15 protein-coding genes and 1 pseudogene are annotated in these 20,490 nt (G+C 67.2%); 6 read left to right on the forward strand and 10 right to left on the reverse strand.

Features of this window, described 5'->3' with window-relative positions; all coding sequences use genetic code 11:
• Positions 1-48: 48 nt before the first annotated feature.
• Positions 49-726 carry a response regulator transcription factor gene (locus tag HNP02_RS16430; protein WP_184440774.1) on the forward strand — a complete coding sequence of 226 codons (678 nt, stop codon included), beginning with the start codon at positions 49-51 and terminating at the stop codon, positions 724-726.
• Entirely contained in the window at positions 727-2,157 is a 1,431-nt protein-coding gene (locus HNP02_RS16435; protein ID WP_184440274.1) for a HAMP domain-containing sensor histidine kinase, read from the forward strand.
• On the opposite strand, the gene HNP02_RS16440 is transcribed toward HNP02_RS16435, so the two are convergent.
• From HNP02_RS16440 to HNP02_RS16450, 3 genes are all read right to left on the reverse strand, one after another.
• Entirely contained in the window at positions 2,072-2,446 is a 375-nt protein-coding gene (locus HNP02_RS16440; RefSeq protein WP_184440276.1) for a DUF3054 domain-containing protein, read from the reverse strand. The genes HNP02_RS16435 and HNP02_RS16440 overlap by 86 nt on opposite strands.
• Positions 2,433-3,671, reverse strand: a complete 1,239-nt coding sequence (locus HNP02_RS16445) for a M23 family metallopeptidase (protein ID WP_184440278.1) — start codon at positions 3,669-3,671, stop codon at positions 2,433-2,435. Before HNP02_RS16445 ends, HNP02_RS16440 begins: the two co-directional genes overlap by 14 nt.
• A 102-nt stretch (positions 3,672-3,773) precedes the next feature.
• Positions 3,774-4,958 (reverse strand): YbhN family protein, encoded by a 1,185-nt coding sequence (locus tag HNP02_RS16450; RefSeq protein WP_309241597.1) that lies wholly within the window; start codon positions 4,956-4,958, stop codon positions 3,774-3,776.
• Between the two features lie 100 nt (positions 4,959-5,058).
• Here HNP02_RS16450 and HNP02_RS16455 point away from each other — a divergent pair, with 100 nt between their 5' ends.
• Positions 5,059-6,222, forward strand: a complete 1,164-nt coding sequence (locus HNP02_RS16455) for an AI-2E family transporter (protein ID WP_184440280.1) — start codon at positions 5,059-5,061, stop codon at positions 6,220-6,222.
• Here the strand turns inward: HNP02_RS16455 and HNP02_RS16460 are convergent.
• The 5 genes and pseudogenes from HNP02_RS16460 to trmB all read right to left on the reverse strand — a co-directional run bounded on the left by HNP02_RS16460 (position 6,219) and on the right by trmB (position 14,215).
• A complete protein-coding gene (locus tag HNP02_RS16460; protein ID WP_184440282.1) occupies positions 6,219-9,515 on the reverse strand; it encodes an MMPL family transporter in 3,297 nt (1,098 codons plus the stop codon). The genes HNP02_RS16455 and HNP02_RS16460 overlap by 4 nt on opposite strands.
• Positions 9,516-9,568: 53 nt before the next feature.
• A pseudogene (locus HNP02_RS16465) lies at positions 9,569-9,847 on the reverse strand (NYN domain-containing protein); the annotation flags it as partial.
• 14 nt (positions 9,848-9,861) lie between these two features.
• Positions 9,862-12,699 carry an MMPL family transporter gene (locus HNP02_RS16470; protein WP_184440284.1) on the reverse strand — a complete coding sequence of 946 codons (2,838 nt, stop codon included), beginning with the start codon at positions 12,697-12,699 and terminating at the stop codon, positions 9,862-9,864.
• 53 nt (positions 12,700-12,752) lie between these two features.
• The gene (locus HNP02_RS16475) at positions 12,753-13,454 is read right to left on the reverse strand and encodes an NYN domain-containing protein (protein ID WP_184440286.1); all 702 of its coding nucleotides are present in this window, start codon (positions 13,452-13,454) and stop codon (positions 12,753-12,755) included.
• Positions 13,451-14,215, reverse strand: a complete 765-nt coding sequence (gene trmB, locus HNP02_RS16480) for a tRNA (guanosine(46)-N7)-methyltransferase TrmB (protein WP_184440288.1) — start codon at positions 14,213-14,215, stop codon at positions 13,451-13,453. Before trmB ends, HNP02_RS16475 begins: the two co-directional genes overlap by 4 nt.
• Positions 14,216-14,352: 137 nt before the next feature.
• Between trmB and HNP02_RS16485 the strand changes: the two genes are divergently transcribed.
• From HNP02_RS16485 to HNP02_RS16495, 3 genes are all read left to right on the forward strand, one after another.
• A complete protein-coding gene (locus HNP02_RS16485) occupies positions 14,353-15,354 on the forward strand; it encodes a hypothetical protein (RefSeq protein WP_255506591.1) in 1,002 nt (333 codons plus the stop codon).
• Complete coding sequence (locus HNP02_RS16490; RefSeq protein ID WP_184440290.1) at positions 15,351-16,508, forward strand: hypothetical protein; 1,158 nt, start codon at positions 15,351-15,353, stop codon at positions 16,506-16,508. The genes HNP02_RS16485 and HNP02_RS16490 overlap by 4 nt, the downstream gene beginning before the upstream one ends.
• Before the next feature lie 92 nt (positions 16,509-16,600).
• A complete protein-coding gene (locus HNP02_RS16495) occupies positions 16,601-18,427 on the forward strand; it encodes a phosphoenolpyruvate carboxykinase (GTP) (protein WP_184440292.1) in 1,827 nt (608 codons plus the stop codon).
• 30 nt (positions 18,428-18,457) lie between these two features.
• Here the strand turns inward: HNP02_RS16495 and HNP02_RS16500 are convergent, their stop codons facing one another.
• Positions 18,458-19,696 (reverse strand): cytochrome P450, encoded by a 1,239-nt coding sequence (locus HNP02_RS16500; RefSeq protein WP_184440294.1) that lies wholly within the window; start codon positions 19,694-19,696, stop codon positions 18,458-18,460.
• 75 nt (positions 19,697-19,771) lie between these two features.
• Positions 19,772-20,431, reverse strand: a complete 660-nt coding sequence (locus HNP02_RS16505; RefSeq protein ID WP_184440296.1) for a hypothetical protein — start codon at positions 20,429-20,431, stop codon at positions 19,772-19,774.
• Positions 20,432-20,490: the final 59 nt, after the last annotated feature.

The raw sequence follows: 20,490 nt of genomic DNA on the forward strand, positions 1-20,490 counted from the left end.
GAGGGGGACGTCGGGAACGACGCGCCAGGGCACGAGGTCTCGGGCCGCATGGTGCTGATGGTCGACGACGATCCGGACGTCAGGACGTCGGTATCGCGCGGATTGCGCCATTCCGGGTTCGACGTGCGGGTCGCCGCGTCCGGCAAGGAAGCGCTGCGGCTGCTGTCCAACGAGACGCACGACGCGCTCGTGCTCGACGTGCAGATGCCCGAACTCGACGGTGTCGCGGTGGTGACGGCCTTGCGCGCGCTCGGCAACGACATCCCGATCTGCGTGCTGTCCGCGCGCGACACGGTCAACGACCGCATCGCCGGCCTGGAGGCTGGCGCGGACGACTACCTGACCAAGCCGTTCGATCTCGGTGAGCTGGTGGCCCGACTGCACGCACTGCTGCGCCGGTCGAGCCACTCCGATCAGCAGTCGGACACCATGACGGTCGGGCCGTTGACCATCGACACCGCACGGCGTCTGGTGTTCGTCGACGGTGAGCGGGCCGAGCTGACCAAGCGTGAGTTCGACCTGCTGGCAGTGCTCGCGGAGAACAACGGTGTGGTGCTGTCCCGGCAGCGGCTCCTGGAACTGGTGTGGGGCTACGACTTCGACGTCGACACCAACGTCGCCGACGTGTTCATCAGCTACCTGCGGCGCAAGCTCGAACGGGAGGGTCATCCGCGGGTGATCCACACCGTGCGCGGAATCGGCTACGTGCTGCGCGACGATCCGTAAGTGCGATTCCCTCGATTCGGCCGGTCGGCCTCGCTACGAACGCGGGTGGCGCTGGCGTCGGCCGCCGCAGCGGCGGCGGTCGTCGCGGTGTTCACGGTCCTGACGTCGGTGGTGCTCGCCAACAACGACGCCGCGCAGTTGGACCGCAGGCTCGACTCCATCGTCGACGCCAGCATGTATCCCGAGCAGCTCAGCGATCCGAGCCGCGGCGTGCTCACCACCGGTCGGTCGCCGTCGTCGGGCCAGGTGGTGTTCCAGCGCGGCTTTCAGTTGCCGCGGTTGGCGCCCGGTACCGAGAACGTTTTGGTCAACGGCATCGAGTACCGGGTGCGCACCATCCCGATGGATCAGCAGGGCGGCGTGGTCATGTCGGTCGGCATCCGCGCCGACAGCATCCTGCTGAGCCGTGCCCGGATACCGCTCTACACGGCGGTCGGCGTGGCGACGGTGCTGATCGCCGCTGGGTTGGGCTGGCTGCTCGCCGGACCTGCGATCCGGCCGCTGCGCCGGCTGACCGCGCAGACCATGCGGCTCGGCAAGGGCACCGACACGATGGAGGCGGTGACGGGCGCGCGGGAAGCAGAGGAGCTGTCCGACGCCATGGCAGGCATGCTCGACCGGTTGGCGGCCGCGCAGCAGGCGACGACCAACTCGTTGCAGGCGGCGCAGGACTTCGCGGCCAACGCCGCGCACGAGCTGCGCACTCCGCTGACGGCCATGCGCGCGGATCTGGACACCCTGCGGATCCACGACCTGCCCCTCGAGGAACGCGAGGAAGTCGTTGGCGACCTGCTGCGCGCACAGCGTCGCGTCGAGGCGATCATCACCGCGCTTGGCCAACTGGCGTCGGGACAGCTCGCACAGGTCGAGGATCGCGAACTGATCGACGTGACCGACATGCTCGACCGGGTCGCGCGGGAGAACGCCCGCGTGGCAGGCGCGGTCGAGATCGTCGTCGACGCCGACGACATCGGCTTCATCTGGGGATGGCCCGGTGGTCTGCGGCTGGCCGTGGACAACCTGGTGCGCAACGCCATAGCGCACGGCGCCGCCACTCGAATCACGCTGACAGCGCGCCGAACTGGTGACGTGCTGACCATCGTCGTCGACGACAACGGCGGCGGGCTGCCCATCGACGAGCATCAGGTGGTGCTCGGCCGGTTCGCGCGGGGAAGCACCGCGGCGCCCGGTGGGTCGGGGCTCGGGCTGGCCCTGGTTGCGCAGCAGGCCGCACTGCACGGCGGAAGCATCGAGCTATCGGACGGGCCGCATGGCGGGTTGCGTGCCACGTTGACGGTGACGAGTTCGCCTGAGCCGAACGAGGATCCGGATGACGGCGAGACCGTCAGCGCCGAGCCAGGGCCGATACGGCGGCGCGCCACCCAAGTAGCAGGATGGCGGTCACTAGCGAAGCGACCACCACGAAGCTGACCGCCGTGCCCGCAGAAGTGGCCTTGCGCAACAGCATTCCGACCACCACGGTGCTCAGCCAGATGGTCAGCCCGGTCGGTGCGAGTGCTGCTGGCTGGCGCCACGCCCGTGCCGCGAGCCACCCGACGGCGGTCCCTGCGAGGAATGGCCACGCCGTCTCGGCGACGCCTGCGATGGTGATCCCCTCGGCGTGACTGCGCCTGCCGATCGTGCAGAACACGACGACGCACACCACATCGGCCAGCAGTGCGGTGGCCGGTCGTACCCCGGTGGCGCTAGCCTGCGGCATAGGTCATCACGTCGAGTAACAGTGGGCTGACATTTTCCTCGTCCCTTGCGGTGAACCCCGGCTGGGCGGGGGCCGGTTTGCCGGTCATTAGGTCGCCGATCCCGTCCATCGAGGCGAGTCGGCCGTCGAGCTTGAACGACTTGAAGATGAACGGAATACCGTTGGCCATCAACGGATCCGGCGCGCTCATCACGTGGAAGTGCAGGTGCGGCGCGTCGGTGTTGCCGGTATTGCCGAGGTTGCCGATCACTTGCCCGGTGGTGAGCCGATCACCCGGCTTCACCTTGACGCTTCCGGTCTTGAGGTGAGCGTAGAACGCGTAGTTGCCGTCTCCGATGTCCTGAACGACGTGGTTGCCTCCGTACTGGTCGAGGGGCAACCCGGTCGGAGACCGACCTGCCACCTGTTCGGGCAATCCGTCGACGACACCGACCACGGGGCCGTCGGCGACGGCGTGGATGTCGGCCCCGAAGTACGGGTAGCTCTCCGGCTTCGACGCGTCGCCACGGTAGATGGTGCCGTCGGGGCTCATCTGCACGTAGTCGATCGCGAATCGCTCGGCAGCCCAAAGCTTGCCGTTCAGCGGGTTCAGCGCTATCCGGTGCGGCGTCATGTCGCAGCAGCTGTTGCCGTCTACCCAGCGTGGTCCGTCCAGGGGAGGGGAGATGACGGGCGGCTCGTGAGTGGAGACCGTCACCGGGGCGACGTCCTCGGTCATCGTTGCGGGCAGCAATGGTGGCATCGGCTTGGTCAGGTTCGTCACGATTGCGTGCGAAAGTTGTTGTGGGACAGCGGGTGTGCTGTCAGTGGGTCCGTCGATGACGACGTCCAGCCAGACCACGGCACTCTGGCCGGGGCCTAGCTTCGAGGTCGGCTCCGTGCCGCCGAGTGTCCGCATCCAGTACGGGAGTCGATCGCCTGCCAGGCTCAGCAGTGTCTTGTCCCCTGCCTTCACGGCCACCGACGACACGGTCACGTCCTGTCCGAGCGCGTTGGTCAGCTGCAGTTCGTAGGCGAGATGCACCTTGCCGTCGGTGGCGGGCACCGGAATCGGCGGCGAGAGCACTTCGGCGAGCAATGGCGTGGCGGCGGCAGGTTCGACGGCGGTCGAGGGGGCGGGTGACTGTTCGGCGGATTGCGCAGGGGGCTCGGCCGACGACGAACATCCCGCCACCAGGAGGGCCACGCCGAGGATCGCTGCGAGGCCGCGGATGCCGGGGAGCATGAGCCGATCCTATGGCGGCCAACGTTGGCGGCACTATCCATCCCGCCCGAGCCCCGGGTGGGAAACCGTCACCCAGCGGATCCGCACCTGGCTCGAAGCGATCTAGGGTTCGGGTTCGGGCTCGCGCTTCGCGTCGAGGTCGGTAGCGACCTGCTCGGGCTCCGGCGCCTCGGGGGCGTAGATCGCCTCGGGGTCGGGGCTGAACTCGGCCGGTTCGTCACCCGACGGCTCATCGGGGTCGGCATCTGGATCTATGTCCTTCTCGGTGCGGAACACGAAGAAGAAGACCACCCATCCGATCGCGGAGATGAAGATCCAGCTGACCAGGCGGTAGATGAGCATCGCGGAGATAGCCGAGGCCAGGGTCATCCCGCTCGACACCAGGCCAGGCACCAGCACCGCCTCGACGATCAGCAGTCCGCCGGGCATCAACGGGATCGACCCGACGGCGCGCGCCGCGGCGTAGGCGACGGTCAGCCCGGCCAGCGACGGATGGCCGCCTGCGGCGTAGCAGGCTAAGGCCAAACAGGCCACGTCGGCGACCCAGTTGAACATCGACCAGCTGAACGCCACGCCGAGAGTGCGGCGGCTCAGGCTCACCGACTCCAGCTGCGCCAGCGTCTCACGCCACTTGTCCAAGCCGACGTCGGCTGGTTTGCCACGAACCGAGTTGAACAACGAAAGGACGCGCACGCCGATCCCGTCGATGAGATCAGGGCGCGAGGCGACGGCCTGCGCCAGAATCAATAGGGCGACGAACCCGCCGAGCGTAAAGATAAGCGACAGAGGGTTTTTGCTGGCACCGAGAAGGAAAGCGCCGCCGAGGCCAAGCAGGGCCAGGCCCACGATCTGCAGCACACCCGACATCACCAGCTGCCAGGACGCAACGACGGGAGAGGCGCCCCAGATCCGTTGCTGACGGTAGACGAAGGTGGCCGACAACACTGGGCCGCCCGGCATCGTGGTGCTCAGCGCGTTGCCGCAGTAGAAGGCGGCCTCCGAGCGAAACTGCTTGACGTGCACGCCCGCTGACTTCAGTAGGGTGCGCTGAATCTGGGCGAAGCTGTGCATCGACGCCAGTGCGGCGGCGACGGCGGCCAGCACCCACCACCAGTTCGCGGAGAGCAGGCTCTTCCACGCCTTGGCGAGCTGATCCCAGACCAGCACCACTTCGACGGCGAGCACCACGACGGCGACCCCGATGATCGCCCACCGCAGCCACCAGTACCGGCCGCGTTGGCGGCCATCTCGGCGATTGGCGTCGCTGGTCCCGACTCTTACCCGGATCGCTGCACTCCTGCCCTCCGGCACGTCCACCAGGGTAATGGCGGCGCCTCGCCGAATCAGCGTGCCTGGAAGGGGCGCGCCGAGTCGTTACAGTACCGACATGCCAGACCGGTTCTCGCTAGATTCGCAGGCCGATGCAGCTGTTCATCCCATAGTCCGCAAGACCGCCGCCTGGAGCTGGCGACTGCTGATCATCCTCGGCGCGCTCGTCGCGTTGCTGTGGGTGGTCGGGCACCTCGAGGTGATCGTGGTGCCGGTGTTGCTCGCGATCATGGTGACCGCGATGCTGGTTCCGCTCGTCGACGCCCTCGACCGGCGCGGTCTGCCGAGAGGCGTGGCCGTGGCCGCAGTCCTGCTCAGCAGTTTCGTCGTGGTGGGCGGCATCCTGGCGTTCGTGGTGAGCCAGTTCATCCACGGCGCGCCGGCACTGGTCGACCAGGTGACGCAGAGCATCACGAACGCCAGGAACTCACTGAACACCGGTGTGCTGTCCCACTTCAGCAACGACCAGATCAAGAGTGCGACCGACGCCGCAATCGAGGCCCTCAAGAACAACCAGGCCAAACTGACCAGCGGCGCCCTGTCCACGGCGGGCACCATCACCGAGCTCGTCACCGGTGCGTTGCTGATGTTCTTCACCCTGATCTTCCTGCTGCAAGGTGGCCGCAACATCTACGCCTACGTCACCAAGATCTTCCCGATGACCGTTCGCGACCGGGTCCGTGACGCGGGCCGGGCGGGCTTCCACTCCCTGATCGGCTACGTCAGGGCGACGTTCCTGGTGGCCCTCGTCGACGCCGTCGGCATCGGTACCGGCCTGGCGATCATGGGCATCCCGCTGGCGCTGCCACTGGCGTCGCTGGTGTTCCTCGGCGCGTTCATTCCGCTGGTCGGTGCCGTGATCGCAGGCGGCCTGGCCGTGATCGTCGCCTTGATCGCCAAGGGCTGGGTCTTCGCGCTGATCACGTTGGGCGTGATCATCGCGGTACAGCAGCTCGAGGCACACGTGCTGCAACCGCTGGTGATGGGTCGTGCGGTCTCGGTGCACCCACTTGCCGTCGTACTGGCGATCGCCGCCGGTGCCGTGCTGGCGGGCATCGTCGGCGCACTGCTGGCCGTGCCGACGGTGGCGATGGTGAATAGCGCGGTGCGGGTGCTGCTGGCCGACGATCCGAAGGTCGAGGAGGAAAGACTCGAAGCCGAAGTGGGCCCGGCGATCAGTGCCGAATCCGACGACCTACCGCCGAAGCCCCCGAAGGACTAGAGCCGGCCCTCGCGCCGGAGCAGATCTGAAGCACTGACGCCGCCACCGCCGCGACGCTTGGGTTCATCGTCGCCTGCCTCACGGGTGGCGATCTTCTCGGTGGTTCCCGGCTCCTGCGGCCGCTGGGTTGGGATTGCCGTGGTCGGTTCGTCGACCGGCTGCGCCTGCGGTCGGGCCTGCCGTGGTGTGGGCCGCTGCTCGGGCATCGATCGCGTCGGCTCCGCAGAGGGCTGGGACGATCCGCCTGCCGGTGCGCCATTGCCGCTGCGCAGCGCACCGAGCCATGACTCGATCTCGCGATTTTGCGTCGATCCGCGCTGGGACTCGGCGCGACGGGACGCCCTGGTCGAGGGCGGCGTCGTCGGCGTCGGCGGTGTGGCCCGCGGCGTGCGGGTAGTCGGTGCATCGGGCACCGCGGTTGCTCCAGGGGCCGCGTCCGTCGGCGCCTTGAAGCGGGTGGTGGGGGGTTCGCCCGCCTGGGCACCAGGCGCGATGGGGATCCGGGTGGTTCCTGCCGTCGACGGCGGGAGGGCCCGGGGGGGAGGCGGTGGGCGGCCGGGACCGCCGGGCCGTGGAGTTCCCGCATCTGGATGCCCTGGATCGTGCGGAGGCCTTGGGCGTGCGGGTGCGCCCGCCCCGAGCAGCGCCTCCTCCGGCTCGCGGAAGGAGGGACGCTTGCGCTCGTCGGGCAGCTCGAGCTCGCCGAGCCCGATGCGTTCCTGGATCCGTTTCATCCATCGCGGTGCCCACCAGCAGTCGTCGCCGAGCATCTTCATGATCGCGGGGACGAGGAACATTCGGACGATCGTTGCGTCGAGCAGGAGAGCAAGCAGCAAGCCGAAGGCCAGGTACTTCATCATCACGAGGTCCGAGAAGACGAACGCGCCTGCGACGACCGCGAGGACCAGTGCAGCGCCGGTGATCAACCGGCCAGTCGTGGCCGTGCCAATGCGGATGGCCTCAGCGGTGGACATGCCACGGGCCCTGGCCTCCACCATGCGGGACACCAGGAACACCTCATAGTCGGTCGACAGACCCCAGATCACCGCGATGATCAACCCGATCATCGGTGCCATCAGCGGCTGCGGCGTGTAGTTCATCAGGCCAGAGCCGTGCCCGTCGACGAACATCCACGTCAGGATGCCCATCGTCGAACCGAGCGTGAGCGCACTCATCAACGCGGCCTTGATCGGCAGTACGAGCGAGCCGAATGCCAGGAACATGAGCACCGTGGTCGTGAGAATCAGCACGACCACCATCATCGGCAGCTTGGTGAACAGGCTGTGGATGCTGTCCTGTTCCAGCGCGGGGGTTCCGCCCACCGAGACGGTGACTCCTCGCGGCGGCGCCATCGCCCGCAACTCGTTGATTTTCTTGGAGGCATCGCCCCGCGTGACGAGGCCGTTCTGGAGCACCCGCACATTCGGGTCCTTGGACGCTCCATCGAGATACGGGCGTTCCTTCCACATGGTGGAGGGATCGTTGTTCTGCTCGATGAAGCCGGGGATCTGCATCGCGTCGTTGCGGACCTCGGCGATCTGCTGGTTGCTGACCGGCTGGCCGTTGTCGCTCTCGATCACCAGCGTCAGTGGTTCGGTGCGGAAGCCGGGGAAGGTCTTGTCGAACTCTTCCTGCGCCACCCGGACCGCATTGTCGGGCGGCAGGTACTTCTCGCTGATGCCGCCGAGGGCGAGTTGGCCCAGCGGAATGATGAGGATGATCATCACGATGACGATCGGCAGCGCGAATGCGCCGGGGCGCCTCATCACGACGTTGACGAGCTTGCCCCAGAAGCCCTTCTCGACCTCGGCGCGCGTCTTCGTCTTCTGCGTCTTCTCGGCCAGCCAGTTCAGCCACCAGACGATCGGGCCGCGTAGGAGCGGCACGGCCCGCGCCAGGGCGAGTCCGGCGATGACCACCGAGACGAAGATCACGACGCCAAGCAGGATCCAGTACAGCGCACTTTCGACGATGCCTGCGTCGCGAAGGGCGACCACTCCGTATCCGAGCGCGCACATCAGGCTGACATAGCCGACGACCAAACCGATGAGGGCGAGCCCTGCGCCGCGTTCACCGGTCGTCCTGATGCGGGAGCGGGCGATGTGTCCGAACGCGATGCCAAGCGGCGGAAGCAGGATCCCGACCGGGATCGACGCCAGTGCAAGGGGATTGGAGCGCGGATTGGCGGGGTCAGAGGTGATGGGATCGGGCTGGGCGAACCGCACCAGCATTTTCACGCCAACGGAATCGACGCGAGGCCCGAGGATGGCCAGGGCGGCGGCCAGCACCGTGATCGACAGGATCGCCGCCAACATGACCGAGGCGATGATCGCGTAGGTGATCGACTTGAGGAAGCCCTGCGGGAACAACAGCAGCGGTACCGACGACGCCACCAGGATCACTGCGGAGAACATGATGGTCCGGCCAGAGGTCATCACCGTGCGACGCACCGCTGCCTCGGTGTCGTAGCCCTCGGCGAGTTCCTCCCGGAATCGGCTCACCATGAATAGGCCGTAGTCGACCGCGATGCCGAGCCCCATCAGGGTCACCACCGGCTGGGCGAAGAAGTGCACGGGGATGAACTCGGCGATCACGCGCATGACGCCGAGCGCGCCCGCGATGGTCAGGCCGCCGATGATCCCTGGGAGTGCGGCCGCAATCACGGTGCCGAACACGAAGAACAGCACCACGCAGACCAGAGGGATGGCGGCCACCTCGGCGCGCTTCTGGTCGTCGCCGATGGTGCCGGTCAGTTCACTGGCCAGCGGTTGTAGGCCGGCCTGCTGAACGTTGACGCCGTCGATGTTCAGGGCCTCTTTGACGGTCTTGCCGTCCTCGCCGACGTTCTTGTTGTAGTTGTTCAGGATCTGGTCGTCGTTGTTGCCCTTCAGCTGGACGGACATGAAGGCTTGCTTCTTGTCGGCGTCTGCCATGGTCTTCAGGAGCTCGGGGCTCTTGAAGTAACCGATCGAGCGCAGAATCTGGTCGGGGTGGTCCTTTTCGACCTGGGCGAGGTTGTCCAGGACCTTCTTCCGGAATGCCGGATCGTCGACCGTCTTGCCGTCAGGCGCGGTGTAGATGGCAACGATGTGGCCCGACGTGTCACGCCCGTAGGCCTCGTCGCTGGTCACCGACGCGTGGACCGACTGGCTGCCGTCGTCGTAGAAGCCACTCTGCGTCACGTGCTCGCCAAGGCCGATGCCGAAGATGCCGCCACCGAGGCACAGCGTGACCATGACTCCGATCACCGCGTATCGGAATCGGTACACCGTTCGACCCCACCAGGCGAACACGTGAGCTCCTAACTGATCTTCTTCAAGTCTTTCGGCCTGCGCTGCTTCAGTTGTCAGACGCGCGAGGTCAGTAGCGACGACAGCGGCCGGAACGGCTGCAGCCAGGCGCCCTGCTCGGGCAGCGAATCAAGGCCGATTCGCGGTTACGGCTCCCTGAAGACACCAGGAATGTCTTCGAGGTCGACGAACTCCAAGGTATCCGACGGTAGTGCCCAACTCGCGTGTTCGCGAAATCCGAGAACGTGCACGCCGATGCCGTAGGGGGTCAGTTCCTCGAGCGGCAGCCGGAACGCCTGGCCATCCGCGGACGCCACGTAGACGCTGGCCAGACCCTACCGCCAAAAGTTTAGAGCCGGCCTTCGCGCCGCAGTAGATCCGCAGCACTGACGCCGCCACGGCCACCGCCACGACGCTTGGGTTCGTCGTCGGAGGCCCCGGGTTCCTGCGGACGCTGGGTCGGGATCGCCGTCGTCGGTTCGTCGACCGGCTGGGACGGTGCGCCGTTGCTGCCGCGCAGCGCACCGAGCCACGATTCGATCTCGCGGTCTTGCGTCGATGCGCGCTGAGACTCGGCGCGGCGGGATGCCCTGGTCGAGGGCGGCGGCGGCGGCGGCGTCGACGCGGGTGGCGTGGCCCGGGGTGTGCGGGTCGTCGGTGCATCGGGCACCGCGGTTGCTCCTGCGCCCGGAGCGGCGTCCGTCGGCGCCTTGAAGCGGGTGGTGGGGGGTTCGCCCGGCTGTGCACCAGGCGCGATGGGGATCCGGGTGGTTCCCGCCGTCGACGGCGGAAGGGCCCGCGGGGGAGCGGGCGGGCGGGCGGGTCCCGTGGGGCCGCCGGGCCGCGGAGTTCCGCCATCTGGATGCCCTGGATCGTGCGGAGGCCTTGGGCGTAGGGGCGCGCCCGCCCCGACCAGTGCGCCCTCCGGCTCGCGGAAGGTGGGACGCTTGCGCTCGTCGGGCAGCTCGAGCTCACCGAGTCCGATGCGTTCCTGGATGCGCTTCATCCACTGCGGTGCCCACCAGCAGTCGTCGCCGAGCATCTTCATGACCGCGGGGACCAGGAACATGCGGATGACGGTGGCGTCGAGCAGCAGCGCCGCGACGAGGCCGAACGCGAGGTACTTCATCATCACCAGATCAGAGAAGACGAACGCGCCAGCCACCACGATGAGGATCAGCGCGGCCGCCGTGATGATGCGCCCGGTGGTGGCGGTGCCGATCCTGATGGCCTCCGCGGTGGACATACCGCGGGCGCGGGCCTCCACCATGCGAGACACCAGGAACACCTCGTAGTCCGTAGACAGGCCGTAGATCACCGCGATGATCAGTCCGATCACCGGTGCGGTCAGTGGCGTCGCCGTGAAGTTCAGCAGACCCGACCCGTGCCCGTCGACGAATATCCAGGTCAGGATGCCCATCGTCGAACCGAGGGTGAGCGCGCTCATCACCGCGGCCTTGATCGGCAGCACCAGCGATCCGAACGCCAGGAACATCAACAGCGTCGTGGTGGTGATCAAGATCAACAGCATCAGCGGCCCCTTGTCGAGCAAGCTGTGAATGCTGTCCTGTTCCAGCGCCGGGGTTCCGCCAACCCAGATGGTCACACCCTTGGGCTGCTGGATCGCGCGCAGCTCGTCGATCTTCTTCGGGGCGTCGTTGCGGACCTGCAGTCCGTTCTGGATGACGGTGACCTTCGGGTCCTTGGTGCCTTCGTCGGTGGCGTTCCTGGGAGTCCATGACCCGGTGAAACCGGGAATCGCGGACGCCTTCTGTTCGATCTCTTCGATCTGCGCGGGCGTCGCGTTCTGGATGACGAGGGTCATCTGCTCGGTGCGGAAGCCGGGGAAGGTCCTGTCGAAGTCCTCCTGCGCCATGCGCACGGAATTCGTTGGGGGAAGGTACTTTTCGCTGAAGCCGCCGAGCGACAACTTGCCAAGCGGAATGATCAACAAGATCATGATGATGACGATCGGTGCGGCGAACAGGACCGGTCGTTTCATCACGACGTTGACGAGCTTGCCCCAGAAGCCCTTCTCTACCTGCTCGCGGGTCTGCGTCTTCTGCAGCTTGTTCGCCATCCACTCCAGGTAGATCCGCATCGGCTTCCAGTTGCGGAAGAACGGCACCCGCAGCAGCGTCCGCACGCCGAGCGCGTCGACGTTGGGGCCAAGGATGCTCAGCACCGCAGGCAGCACGGTGATCGACAGGATCGCCGCCAACATCACCGATGCGATACCCGCGTAGGTCAGCGACTTCAGGAAGCCCTGCGGGAACAGCAGCAGGCCCGCCAGCGATCCCACGATCAAGACCGCGGAGAACGTCACGGTCCTGCCTGCGGTCATCACGGTGCGCCGGATCGCGGTCTCGGTGTCGTAGCCCTCGGCGAGTTCCTCGCGGAAGCGGCTCACCACGAACAGGCCGTAGTCGATCGCGATACCGAGACCGATCAGGGTGACCACGGGCTGGGCGAAGAAGTGCACCGGGGCGAACAGCGAGATGAGCCGCATGATTCCCAGACCGGCGGCGATGGACAGACCGCCGACGCAGGCAGGCAGGCAGGCGGCGACCACGCCGCCGAACACGAAGAAGAGCACCACGGCTACGAGGGGCAGTGCCAGCAACTCCATGCGCTGCTGGTCCTTGCCGATGGTGCCGGTCAGCTCGCTGGCCACCGGCTGCAACCCGGCGAGCTCCACCTTGCCGTCGTCCATCTTCTGCAGATCGGGCTGGACGATCTTGAAGTTGTTCAGAATTTCGTCGTCGTCGTCACCCTTGAGGGGCAGCGTGGCGAACGTTCGGGTCTTGTCCTCGGTGGCGAGCTTGCGGACGGCCTCGGCGTTGGGGGCCTTCAGGTAACCGGCCCACGGCAGCATCTGATCGGGATGATCGGCGACGTTCTTGTCCAGCTCGGCGACGATCTTCTTCGACCATTCAGGGTCGTCGACGGTCTTGCCCTCCGGAGCGGTGAACACGGCGATGATGTGGCTGGACCTGTCGCGGCCGTACACCTCGTCGGCCAGCACCGAGCCCTTCACGGACTCGCTTCCGTCGTCGTAGAAGCCGCTCTGGGTGACGTGTTTGCCGAGGCTCGCCCCGAAGACCCCGGCGCCAAGGCAGATAGCTACCATCACACCGATCACGATGAATCGGTAGCGGTAGACCATTCGACCCCACCAGGCGAACACGTCAGCTCCTAACTGATCTTCTTCAAGTCTTTCGGCCTGCGCTGCTTCAGTTGTCAGACGCGCGAGGTCAGTAGCGACGACAGCGGCCGGAACGGCTGCAGCCAGGCGCCCTGCTCGGGCAGCGAATCAAGGCCAATCCGCGGTAACGGCTCCCTGAAGACACCAGGAATGTCTTCGAGGTCGACGAACTCCAAGGAATCGGACGCTAGTGCCCAACTCGCGTGTTCGCGAAATCCGAGAACGTGCACGCCGACGCCGTCGCGGGCCAGTTCCTCGAGCGGCAGCCGGAACGCCTGCCCATCCGCGGACGCCACATAGACGCTGGCCAGACCTTCGCGGTGGCGCAGCGCGATGTGGTCGAGCATGTCGCTGTCCACGTCGCTGTCGTCGTCGATCTTGGGTTTGGCGAAGACCGCGAAGCCGACGTTGCGCAGTGCCTCCACCCACGGGCGCACGACGTCGGCACTGCCCGAGGCGATGTTGGTGAAGACCGTGGCCTCCGGCTCGAGCGTGACCTGCGGATCCTCGTGGGCGCGGGCCGCGGACAGGTCGGCGGTTTGGGCCAGCAGCCAGCGGCCAAGCGCATCGAATCGGGGCCGGTGCGCTGCCGTCGGCCTGCCACCGAGAATGGAGCCGAGACCCATGTCGAGGTTGGGGGCGTCCCACACCAGAAGCACGCGTTGCGGCACCGCCACCGGCGGGGCGGGCGCTTCGGGGATCTCGCCAAGAGTGTCGATCTCTTCGGTCACGCTCATCGCGCCTTCTCCCAGAGGAATTCGGTGACGGCACTGCCGACGTTCTGGGCCTTCGCCTCGTACTTCGTGACGGGGCGACTGACCGAGATCGGCACATGATCCGCGTCGAGGCCGACCCGGCGCAGTAGGGGCTCGGCATCGCCGACTTCGGCGATCTGTTCGGCATACCCGGCGTGATCGGTGGCGGCGTGCAGCACGCCGCCGGGCCGGAGCCGGTCGGCGATCAGCGCCACCGTCGACGACTGCAGCAGTCGGCGCTTGTGGTGGCGCGCCTTGGGCCACGGATCGGGGAAGAACACCCGCACGCCGGTCAGCGATCCCGGTGCCAGCATGTGTTCGAGGACGTCGATGCCATCGCCGCGGATCAGGCGGACGTTGGTCAGGCCCGCCCGGTCGACGCCGCTGAGCAGCTGCGCGAGGCCGCGCCGGTAGACCTCGACGGCCACGACGTCGAGGTCGGGTTCGGCGGCGGCCATCGCCAGTGTCGAGATTCCGGCACCGCAGCCGATCTCCAGAACGACGGGTGCCGACCTGCCGAACCACGCCTCGGTGTCCAACGTTCCGGTTGGCCTGCCGTCGGAGTCCCTCGGCTGCATGCCGAGGTCGGGCCAGCGACGTTCCCAGGTCTCCTGCTGGCCGCCCGAGAGCGCAGAGCGCCGAGACCGGAAACTGGTGATGCGGGGATAGGGGTGCGCAGGGATCCCGGCCGCTTCAAGGGCGGCCTCCTCGCGCTGGGCATGCATCCGTCCATAGTCGCTCATCAAGGCCGGTGGACTCGCATCGCGGTACGGATTGATACCCAACAGTTGCCTTCCATCGGCGGGGATCGGGTACCGCAAAATCTCCGCGCTTGACGACGTCGCCGAAATGCGACGATGGCCTGGGGGTGAACACCGTGATGCCAAGTCCGTCAGCCGAGGTTCCCGGCGCCTTCGACGACTATCTGACGCGATTCGCTGAGGCCAGCGCGACGCCAGGATTGCCGCCGATCATCGGCCGTCTTCGGCGCCGGATCGGGGTTGCGGTGGTGGGCCGGGCCGGGGCGGGCCGCAACACCGTGGCCGCCGCGCTCCGGCACCACGGTGTCGCCGTCACTGCCGACCCCGCCACGGCAGAGGTCCAGGTACTGGTGATCGCCGAAGCACTCAAGCCAGAGGAATGGGCGATGGCGGCGGCAGGCCCGCCAACGCTCATCGTGCTGAACAAGGCCGACCTGACCGGGTCGCGCTCCGGCGGCGCGATACCGAAGGCCCACCGCAGGGCGGCTGACGTGCAACGGCGCACCGGGACACCGACCGTCGCCATGGTCGGCCTGTTGGCTGCGACAGGGGCGCTCGACGACGAACTCGTCGATGCGCTCCGGACGCTGGTCAGCACGCCAGCCGACCTCGGGTCCGTCGACGCCTTCACGCGTGGCGAGCACCCGGTAGGAGGCGACATGCGAACACGTCTGCTCGAGCGGCTGGACCGGTTCGGCATCGCGCACGCCGTGCTCGCACTGGCCCGCGGCGACGAACCGGCCACGCTGCCCGCACTCCTGCAGCGGCTGAGCAACGTCGACGCCGTCCTTGGCGGGCTCCGCACGTGCACCGCCCCCGTCCGCTACCGGCGTCTTCGCGCGGCGTTGGCCGAAATACATTCCCTGGCAATCGAATTGGACGACGAAGGGTTGTTCGGGCTGCTGAATTCCGAGGCAGCCGTGCTTGCGACGATGGCCGCGGCCGTCGACGTGGTCGAGGCCGACGGCATCCGGGTCGACCCGGGTGATCACCCCGACGCACACCACCGTCGCGCCCTGCAGTGGCGGCGCTACGGCGGCGGGCCCGTCAACGCGCTGCATCGCAGTTGCAGCGCGGACATCACCCGTGGATCGCTGCGGCTGCTCGACGGCCGCCGGTGAGCGTCATCGCGGTGGTCGGATCGCCGTCGGCAGGCGTCTCCAGCCTCGCCGCGGCGCTCGCCGACCGCCTGCCCGACCACACCGTGGTCGAGGCTTCCCTGGCACCCGATGCGGTCGTCGTGGTCGCCTCGGCCGTCGCACCGCTGGCCGACTCCGACGTCGACCTGATCGAACGGGCGGCGGCGGGCACCGACCTGGTGATTGGGGCGGTTTCCAAGATCGACGCTCACAGAGGGTGGCGTGACGTGCAGGCCGCCGACCGCGCACTGCTGGCCCGCCGCGACGAGCGCTACCAGAAAGTGCCGTGGGTGGGGGTCGCCGCGGCGCCCGATCTCGGTGAGCCCGACGTGGACGAACTGGTCCGCACACTGGTCGCCCGCCTTGCCAAGCCGGATCGGCTGCCCCGTGCGCGTCAGGCGTCGAGATCGATGGACGCCATCGCCGTGCGGGGCGGAATCCAACGGGCCCGCCTGACGCTGACCTACTTCGTGCGCAGGCGCTGCGCGGAGATCGGCGCCGACCTGCGGGCGGAGGCGGCGGAACTGCCGCGTGGCGGGGTGGCGCGGTTCGGTGACGGGGTGCGCGACGCGGTGGCCGACTTCGGTGCGGAGTTGGACGTCGTGATTGATGAAGCCGTCGACCGAGCCATCGGTGAGTTCGCGTTGACGCCACTCACGTTGACGCCACGCACGTTGACGCCAGCACGGGCCTCGGCCGGGCCGCCGCCGCAGTTGCCCCTGCCGCGACCATCGTCGCGTCGGCTGGAGACCCGGCTGATGTTGGTGCTCGGTGGCGGCTTCGGCCTGGGGGTGGCGCTGACGCTCGGCCGTCTGACAACTGCGCTGGGCCCCGGCTCGGACCTCATCGGTCTAGTCGTCGGTGGCGTGGTCGGATTGCTCCTGACGATCTGGGTGGTCGGCATCCGTGGCGTGTTGCACGACCGGGCGCTGATGGACAGGTGGGTCGGGGAGGTCATCGCCACGCTGCGCAGCGGTGGGGAGGAGACGGTCGCACGCCGGATGCTGGATGCCGAGATCGCGTTCACCGTCGAGTTGCGGGCGAATAACAGCGAGTTGCGGACGCACAATAGATGGCCCAGATCGACGGAGAATCACGGAAAACGGCGAAATTCGGCATCTGAATCGTTCCTGTGAGCGATCGGACATAGGCTCGATTCTCCGCGGGTATGTCACCCGCGTTAACCTCTAGTAAATGCGATGACCGTGACCGCCAGCAGGAGAATTCGATGACTTCAGCGACCATTCCGGGCCTGGATACGGCGCCGACCAAGCACGCGGGCCTCCTTGCCTGGGTTCAAGAGATTGCCGAGCTGACCCAGCCCGACCGGGTGGCGTTTGCCGACGGCTCCGAGGAGGAGTACGAGCGGCTGACGACTCAGCTCGTCGAGGCGGCAACCTTCCAGCGCCTCAATCCCGAGAAGCAGCCGAACTCGTTCCTCGCGCTATCCGATCCGTCCGACGTCGCACGCGTCGAGTCGCGCACCTACATCTGTTCGGAGCGCGAGATCGACGCGGGCCCGACCAACAACTGGATGGATCCCGCCGAGATGCGGGGCCTCATGACCGACCTGTACCGCGGGTGCATGCGTGGCCGCACGCTGTGGGTGGTGCCCTTCTGCATGGGACCGCTCGACGCCGAGGACCCCAAGCTCGGTGTCGAGATCACCGACTCCGAGTACGTCGTCGTCTCGATGCGGACCATGACCCGGATGGGCCAGGCGGCGCTGGACAAGATCGGCGAGGATGGCTTCTTCGTCAAGGCGCTGCATTCGCTCGGCGCGCCGCTGGAGTCCGGCCAGGCCGACGTGCCGTGGCCGTGCAACGACACGAAGTACATCACCCACTTCCCCGAGACCCGCGAGATCTGGAGCTACGGCTCCGGCTACGGCGGCAACGCGCTGCTCGGCAAGAAGTGCTACTCGCTGCGCATCGCGTCGGCGATGGCCCACGACGAGGGCTGGCTCGCCGAGCACATGCTGATCCTCAAGCTGATCTCGCCGGAGAACAAGGCGTACTTCATCGCCGCAGCGTTCCCGTCGGCGTGCGGCAAGACCAACCTCGCGATGCTTCAGCCCACGATTCCGGGCTGGCGCGCCGAGACCGTCGGCGACGACATCGCCTGGATGCGCTTCGGCAAGGACGGCCGGCTGTACGCCGTCAACCCCGAGTTCGGCTTCTTCGGCGTCGCGCCTGGCACCAACTGGAATTCCAACCCGAACGCGATGAAGACCATCGCGGCGGGCAACACCGTCTTCACCAACGTCGCCAAGACCGACGACGGCGACGTGTGGTGGGAGGGCCTCGAAGGCGACCCGGATCACCTGGTCGACTGGAAGGGCCACGACTGGTACCGCGAATCGGAGGACAAGGCGGCGCACCCGAACTCGCGCTACTGCACCCCGATCTCGCAGTGTCCGACGCTGGCGCCCGAGTGGGACGACCCGCAGGGCGTGCCGATCTCCGCGATCCTGTTCGGCGGCCGCCGCAAGACGACCGTTCCACTGATCACCCAAGCCCGCGACTGGCAGCACGGCGTCTTCATCGGTGCCACGCTCGGCTCCGAGCAGACCGCCGCCGCTGAGGGCAAGGTTGGCACCATCCGGCGCGACCCGATGGCGATGCTGCCGTTCCTCGGCTACAACGTCGGTGACTACTTCCAGCACTGGATCGACATCGGCAAGAACGCCGACGAGTCCAAGATGCCTGCGGTCTTCTTCGTCAACTGGTTCCGCCGTGGCGACGACGGTCGCTTCCTGTGGCCGGGCTTCGGCGAGAACAGCCGGGTGCTGAAGTGGGCCATCGAGCGCATCGAGCACCAGGCAGATGGCAAGACCACGCCCATCGGCATCGTGCCGACCGCCGCCGACCTGGACCTGTCCGGGCTCGACGTGCAGGCCGCCGACGTGGACGAGGCGCTCGCAGTGAACGCCGATGAGTGGCGCAAGGAACTGCCGCAGATCGAGGAGTGGTTCGAGTTCGTCGGTGAGAAGCTGCCGACCGGCATCAAGGACGAGTTCGACGCGCTCAAGACCAGGCTCGCCGAAGAGGCCTAAAGCCCGAGCTACGGCTCGCCAGGATGCGTATCAGTGGCCGGTGTCGAATTCGATGGGCAGCGTGACTGGGCCGCTCATCCCGGTCAATGGTTTCCAAGGGGCGGGTCCGGTGCGTCGCGCGTTCGGCATGCGCCGTGTGATGACGGTCAACGCCTCGACGAGTTCGGCTCTGGCGAGGTGTGATCCGAGACAGTAGTGCACGCCGCCGCCGAAGGTCAGCATCGCAGACGGGGCATCGCGGGTGATGTCGAGGCGACCGGGATCGTCGTATATGGCGGGGTCGCGGTTGGCGGCGGCCGCGTTGACGATGGTGAGTGTGCCCGCCGGAATCGTGACCCCACCCAGTTCGACGTCGACCGCCGCGGTGCGGAAGGTCGCGGCGGCCACCGGGGAATGGCGCATGATCTCCTCGACCGCCTTCGGTGCGAGTTCTGGATGCTCGACCAGCAGCTCCCATTGGTCGGGGTGGTCGCACAAGGTATATATGGCGGCAGCCAGTTGGTTTCGCGTGGTGTCGGTGCCTGCCATTAGTAGGCCGGCGGCGAGCATGAGCAGTTCGTCATGCGTCAATCGGTCGCCGTCGTCTTCGGCGCGGATCAAGTCGGAGATCAGGTCGTCGGTGAGGGCGTTGCGCCGCTCGGCGATCATGTCGTCGAGGTAGGCGTCGACAGCGCTCCACGACCGCAGGATGTCGGCCTGGTCCTGGGCGGCAGTCCAGCTGAACGTCTTCATCATGTCGTCGGTCCAGTCGGAGAACAGCTTCCAATCCCGGCGGTCCGTGCCGAGCAGCGCGCAGATGATGGGGATCGGATACTGCCGTGCGACGTCGTCGACGATGTCGCAGTTTCCGGTGGCGGTGAGTGGTGCCACCAGTTCGTCGATGACCGCCGCGATGGTGGTGCACAGACGTGCGGCGGCGCGGGGGGCGAACGCCTTGGATACGAGTCGGCGGAGCCGGTGGTGTTCGGCGCCGTCGATGCACAGCAGACTGTTGACCACCCGATCCCACAGCGGGCCGGAGGTGATGCCCTGTGCGGCAAGGCTGAACCCCTGCGGCGGGCAGAATCGCGGATCGCGCAGCACGGCGTGGACCAGAGCGTAGGTAAGCAGCTCGGGACCGTGTGGCCCAAGCGCGATCGGCGCTAGTTCCCGCGCCTGCCTGAAGATCTCGTGCGCCTCCTCGGGATCTTGGACGAGCGAGTAGTCGATGGAAGGCAGGCCGGCGTCGAACACGCTCGGCGGGCCTGGTCGGTCGAGTTCGATGGTCATCGGGGGCTCCTCGCAGGGCGATCGACTATCTAGAAGAGCATCGAGCGGTTACGGGGAGCGGCCTAGAGTAGTCGACTACTCGAGTTCGGCGCGGGCCTCATCGATCTGGTCGATGGCATACGTGGCCATGGCGGCCGGCGTCATCACTGCGCCTACCTGTGCCAAGGATTCGTAGCCGTCGTCGCCGAGCACTTCGCGAAGATGCCGGATCGCAGCGGCGAGCTCCGGGTAGGCGAGTTGCGTGAACGTCGTGGTCGCGAACCTGCTCATTGTGGCCGCGGGCTCAGCACGCGCGAGCCGGTCCAAGAGTGCAGTGAGCACGGCCAAGGCGGTGGGCAGTAGGGAGAAGTTGCCGCAGTCGTAGTAGCTGCGGACCGCAAGGGTCACGTAATCGAGCGCGGCGTCGGTGTCGTCGCGGTTGGTGGCGAGTCTGGTCAGGTTCACCGCGATGTGCGATGCGATCTGACGATTGCCGCTGTCCCGCGCCATCATCAGCGCCCGTCGGAGGGCTTCGTATGCTGCCGCGGGCTCGACGTCGGAACGGGCCCAGCCGTACGCGAAGAGCGCAGCGAGCGCCGCCCGCATCGACTGAGCGTGTGCTTCCCACCGCCGGGTCGATCCTTCGATGTCGGTGAACAGAAACGTGACGACGCCCGACGGTTTGACCGGTTCGTCCGCCCGCATATCCATCGAGCACCACTCCCGCACTTCCCAGGGACTTCCCGGCGATGTCATGGTATGGCCTGTGACCTCGCCACACGATCGGTTTCGCGGTGGTCCCTGGCCACTTATCG

Source organism: Mycobacterium sp. AZCC_0083, from assembly GCF_014202335.1.
Lineage (GTDB): Bacteria > Actinomycetota > Actinomycetes > Mycobacteriales > Mycobacteriaceae > Mycobacterium.

Bases quoted from the DNA above. Each gene is read 5' to 3' on its own strand.
- HNP02_RS16430 (WP_184440774.1), top strand. From the start codon at position 49: ATGGTGCTGATGGTCGACGACGATCCGGACGTCAGGACGTCGGTATCG.
- HNP02_RS16440 (WP_184440276.1), bottom strand. From the start codon at position 2,446: ATGCCGCAGGCTAGCGCCACCGGGGTACGACCGGCCACCGCACTGCTG.
- HNP02_RS16445 (WP_184440278.1), bottom strand. From the start codon at position 3,671: ATGCTCCCCGGCATCCGCGGCCTCGCAGCGATCCTCGGCGTGGCCCTC.
- HNP02_RS16455 (WP_184440280.1), top strand. From the start codon at position 5,059: ATGCCAGACCGGTTCTCGCTAGATTCGCAGGCCGATGCAGCTGTTCAT.
- HNP02_RS16475 (WP_184440286.1), bottom strand. From the start codon at position 13,454: ATGAGCGTGACCGAAGAGATCGACACTCTTGGCGAGATCCCCGAAGCG.
- trmB (WP_184440288.1), bottom strand. From the start codon at position 14,215: ATGAGCGACTATGGACGGATGCATGCCCAGCGCGAGGAGGCCGCCCTT.
- HNP02_RS16485 (WP_255506591.1), top strand. From the start codon at position 14,353: ATGCCAAGTCCGTCAGCCGAGGTTCCCGGCGCCTTCGACGACTATCTG.
- HNP02_RS16495 (WP_184440292.1), top strand. From the start codon at position 16,601: ATGACTTCAGCGACCATTCCGGGCCTGGATACGGCGCCGACCAAGCAC.
- HNP02_RS16500 (WP_184440294.1), bottom strand. From the start codon at position 19,696: ATGACCATCGAACTCGACCGACCAGGCCCGCCGAGCGTGTTCGACGCC.
- HNP02_RS16505 (WP_184440296.1), bottom strand. From the start codon at position 20,431: ATGACATCGCCGGGAAGTCCCTGGGAAGTGCGGGAGTGGTGCTCGATG.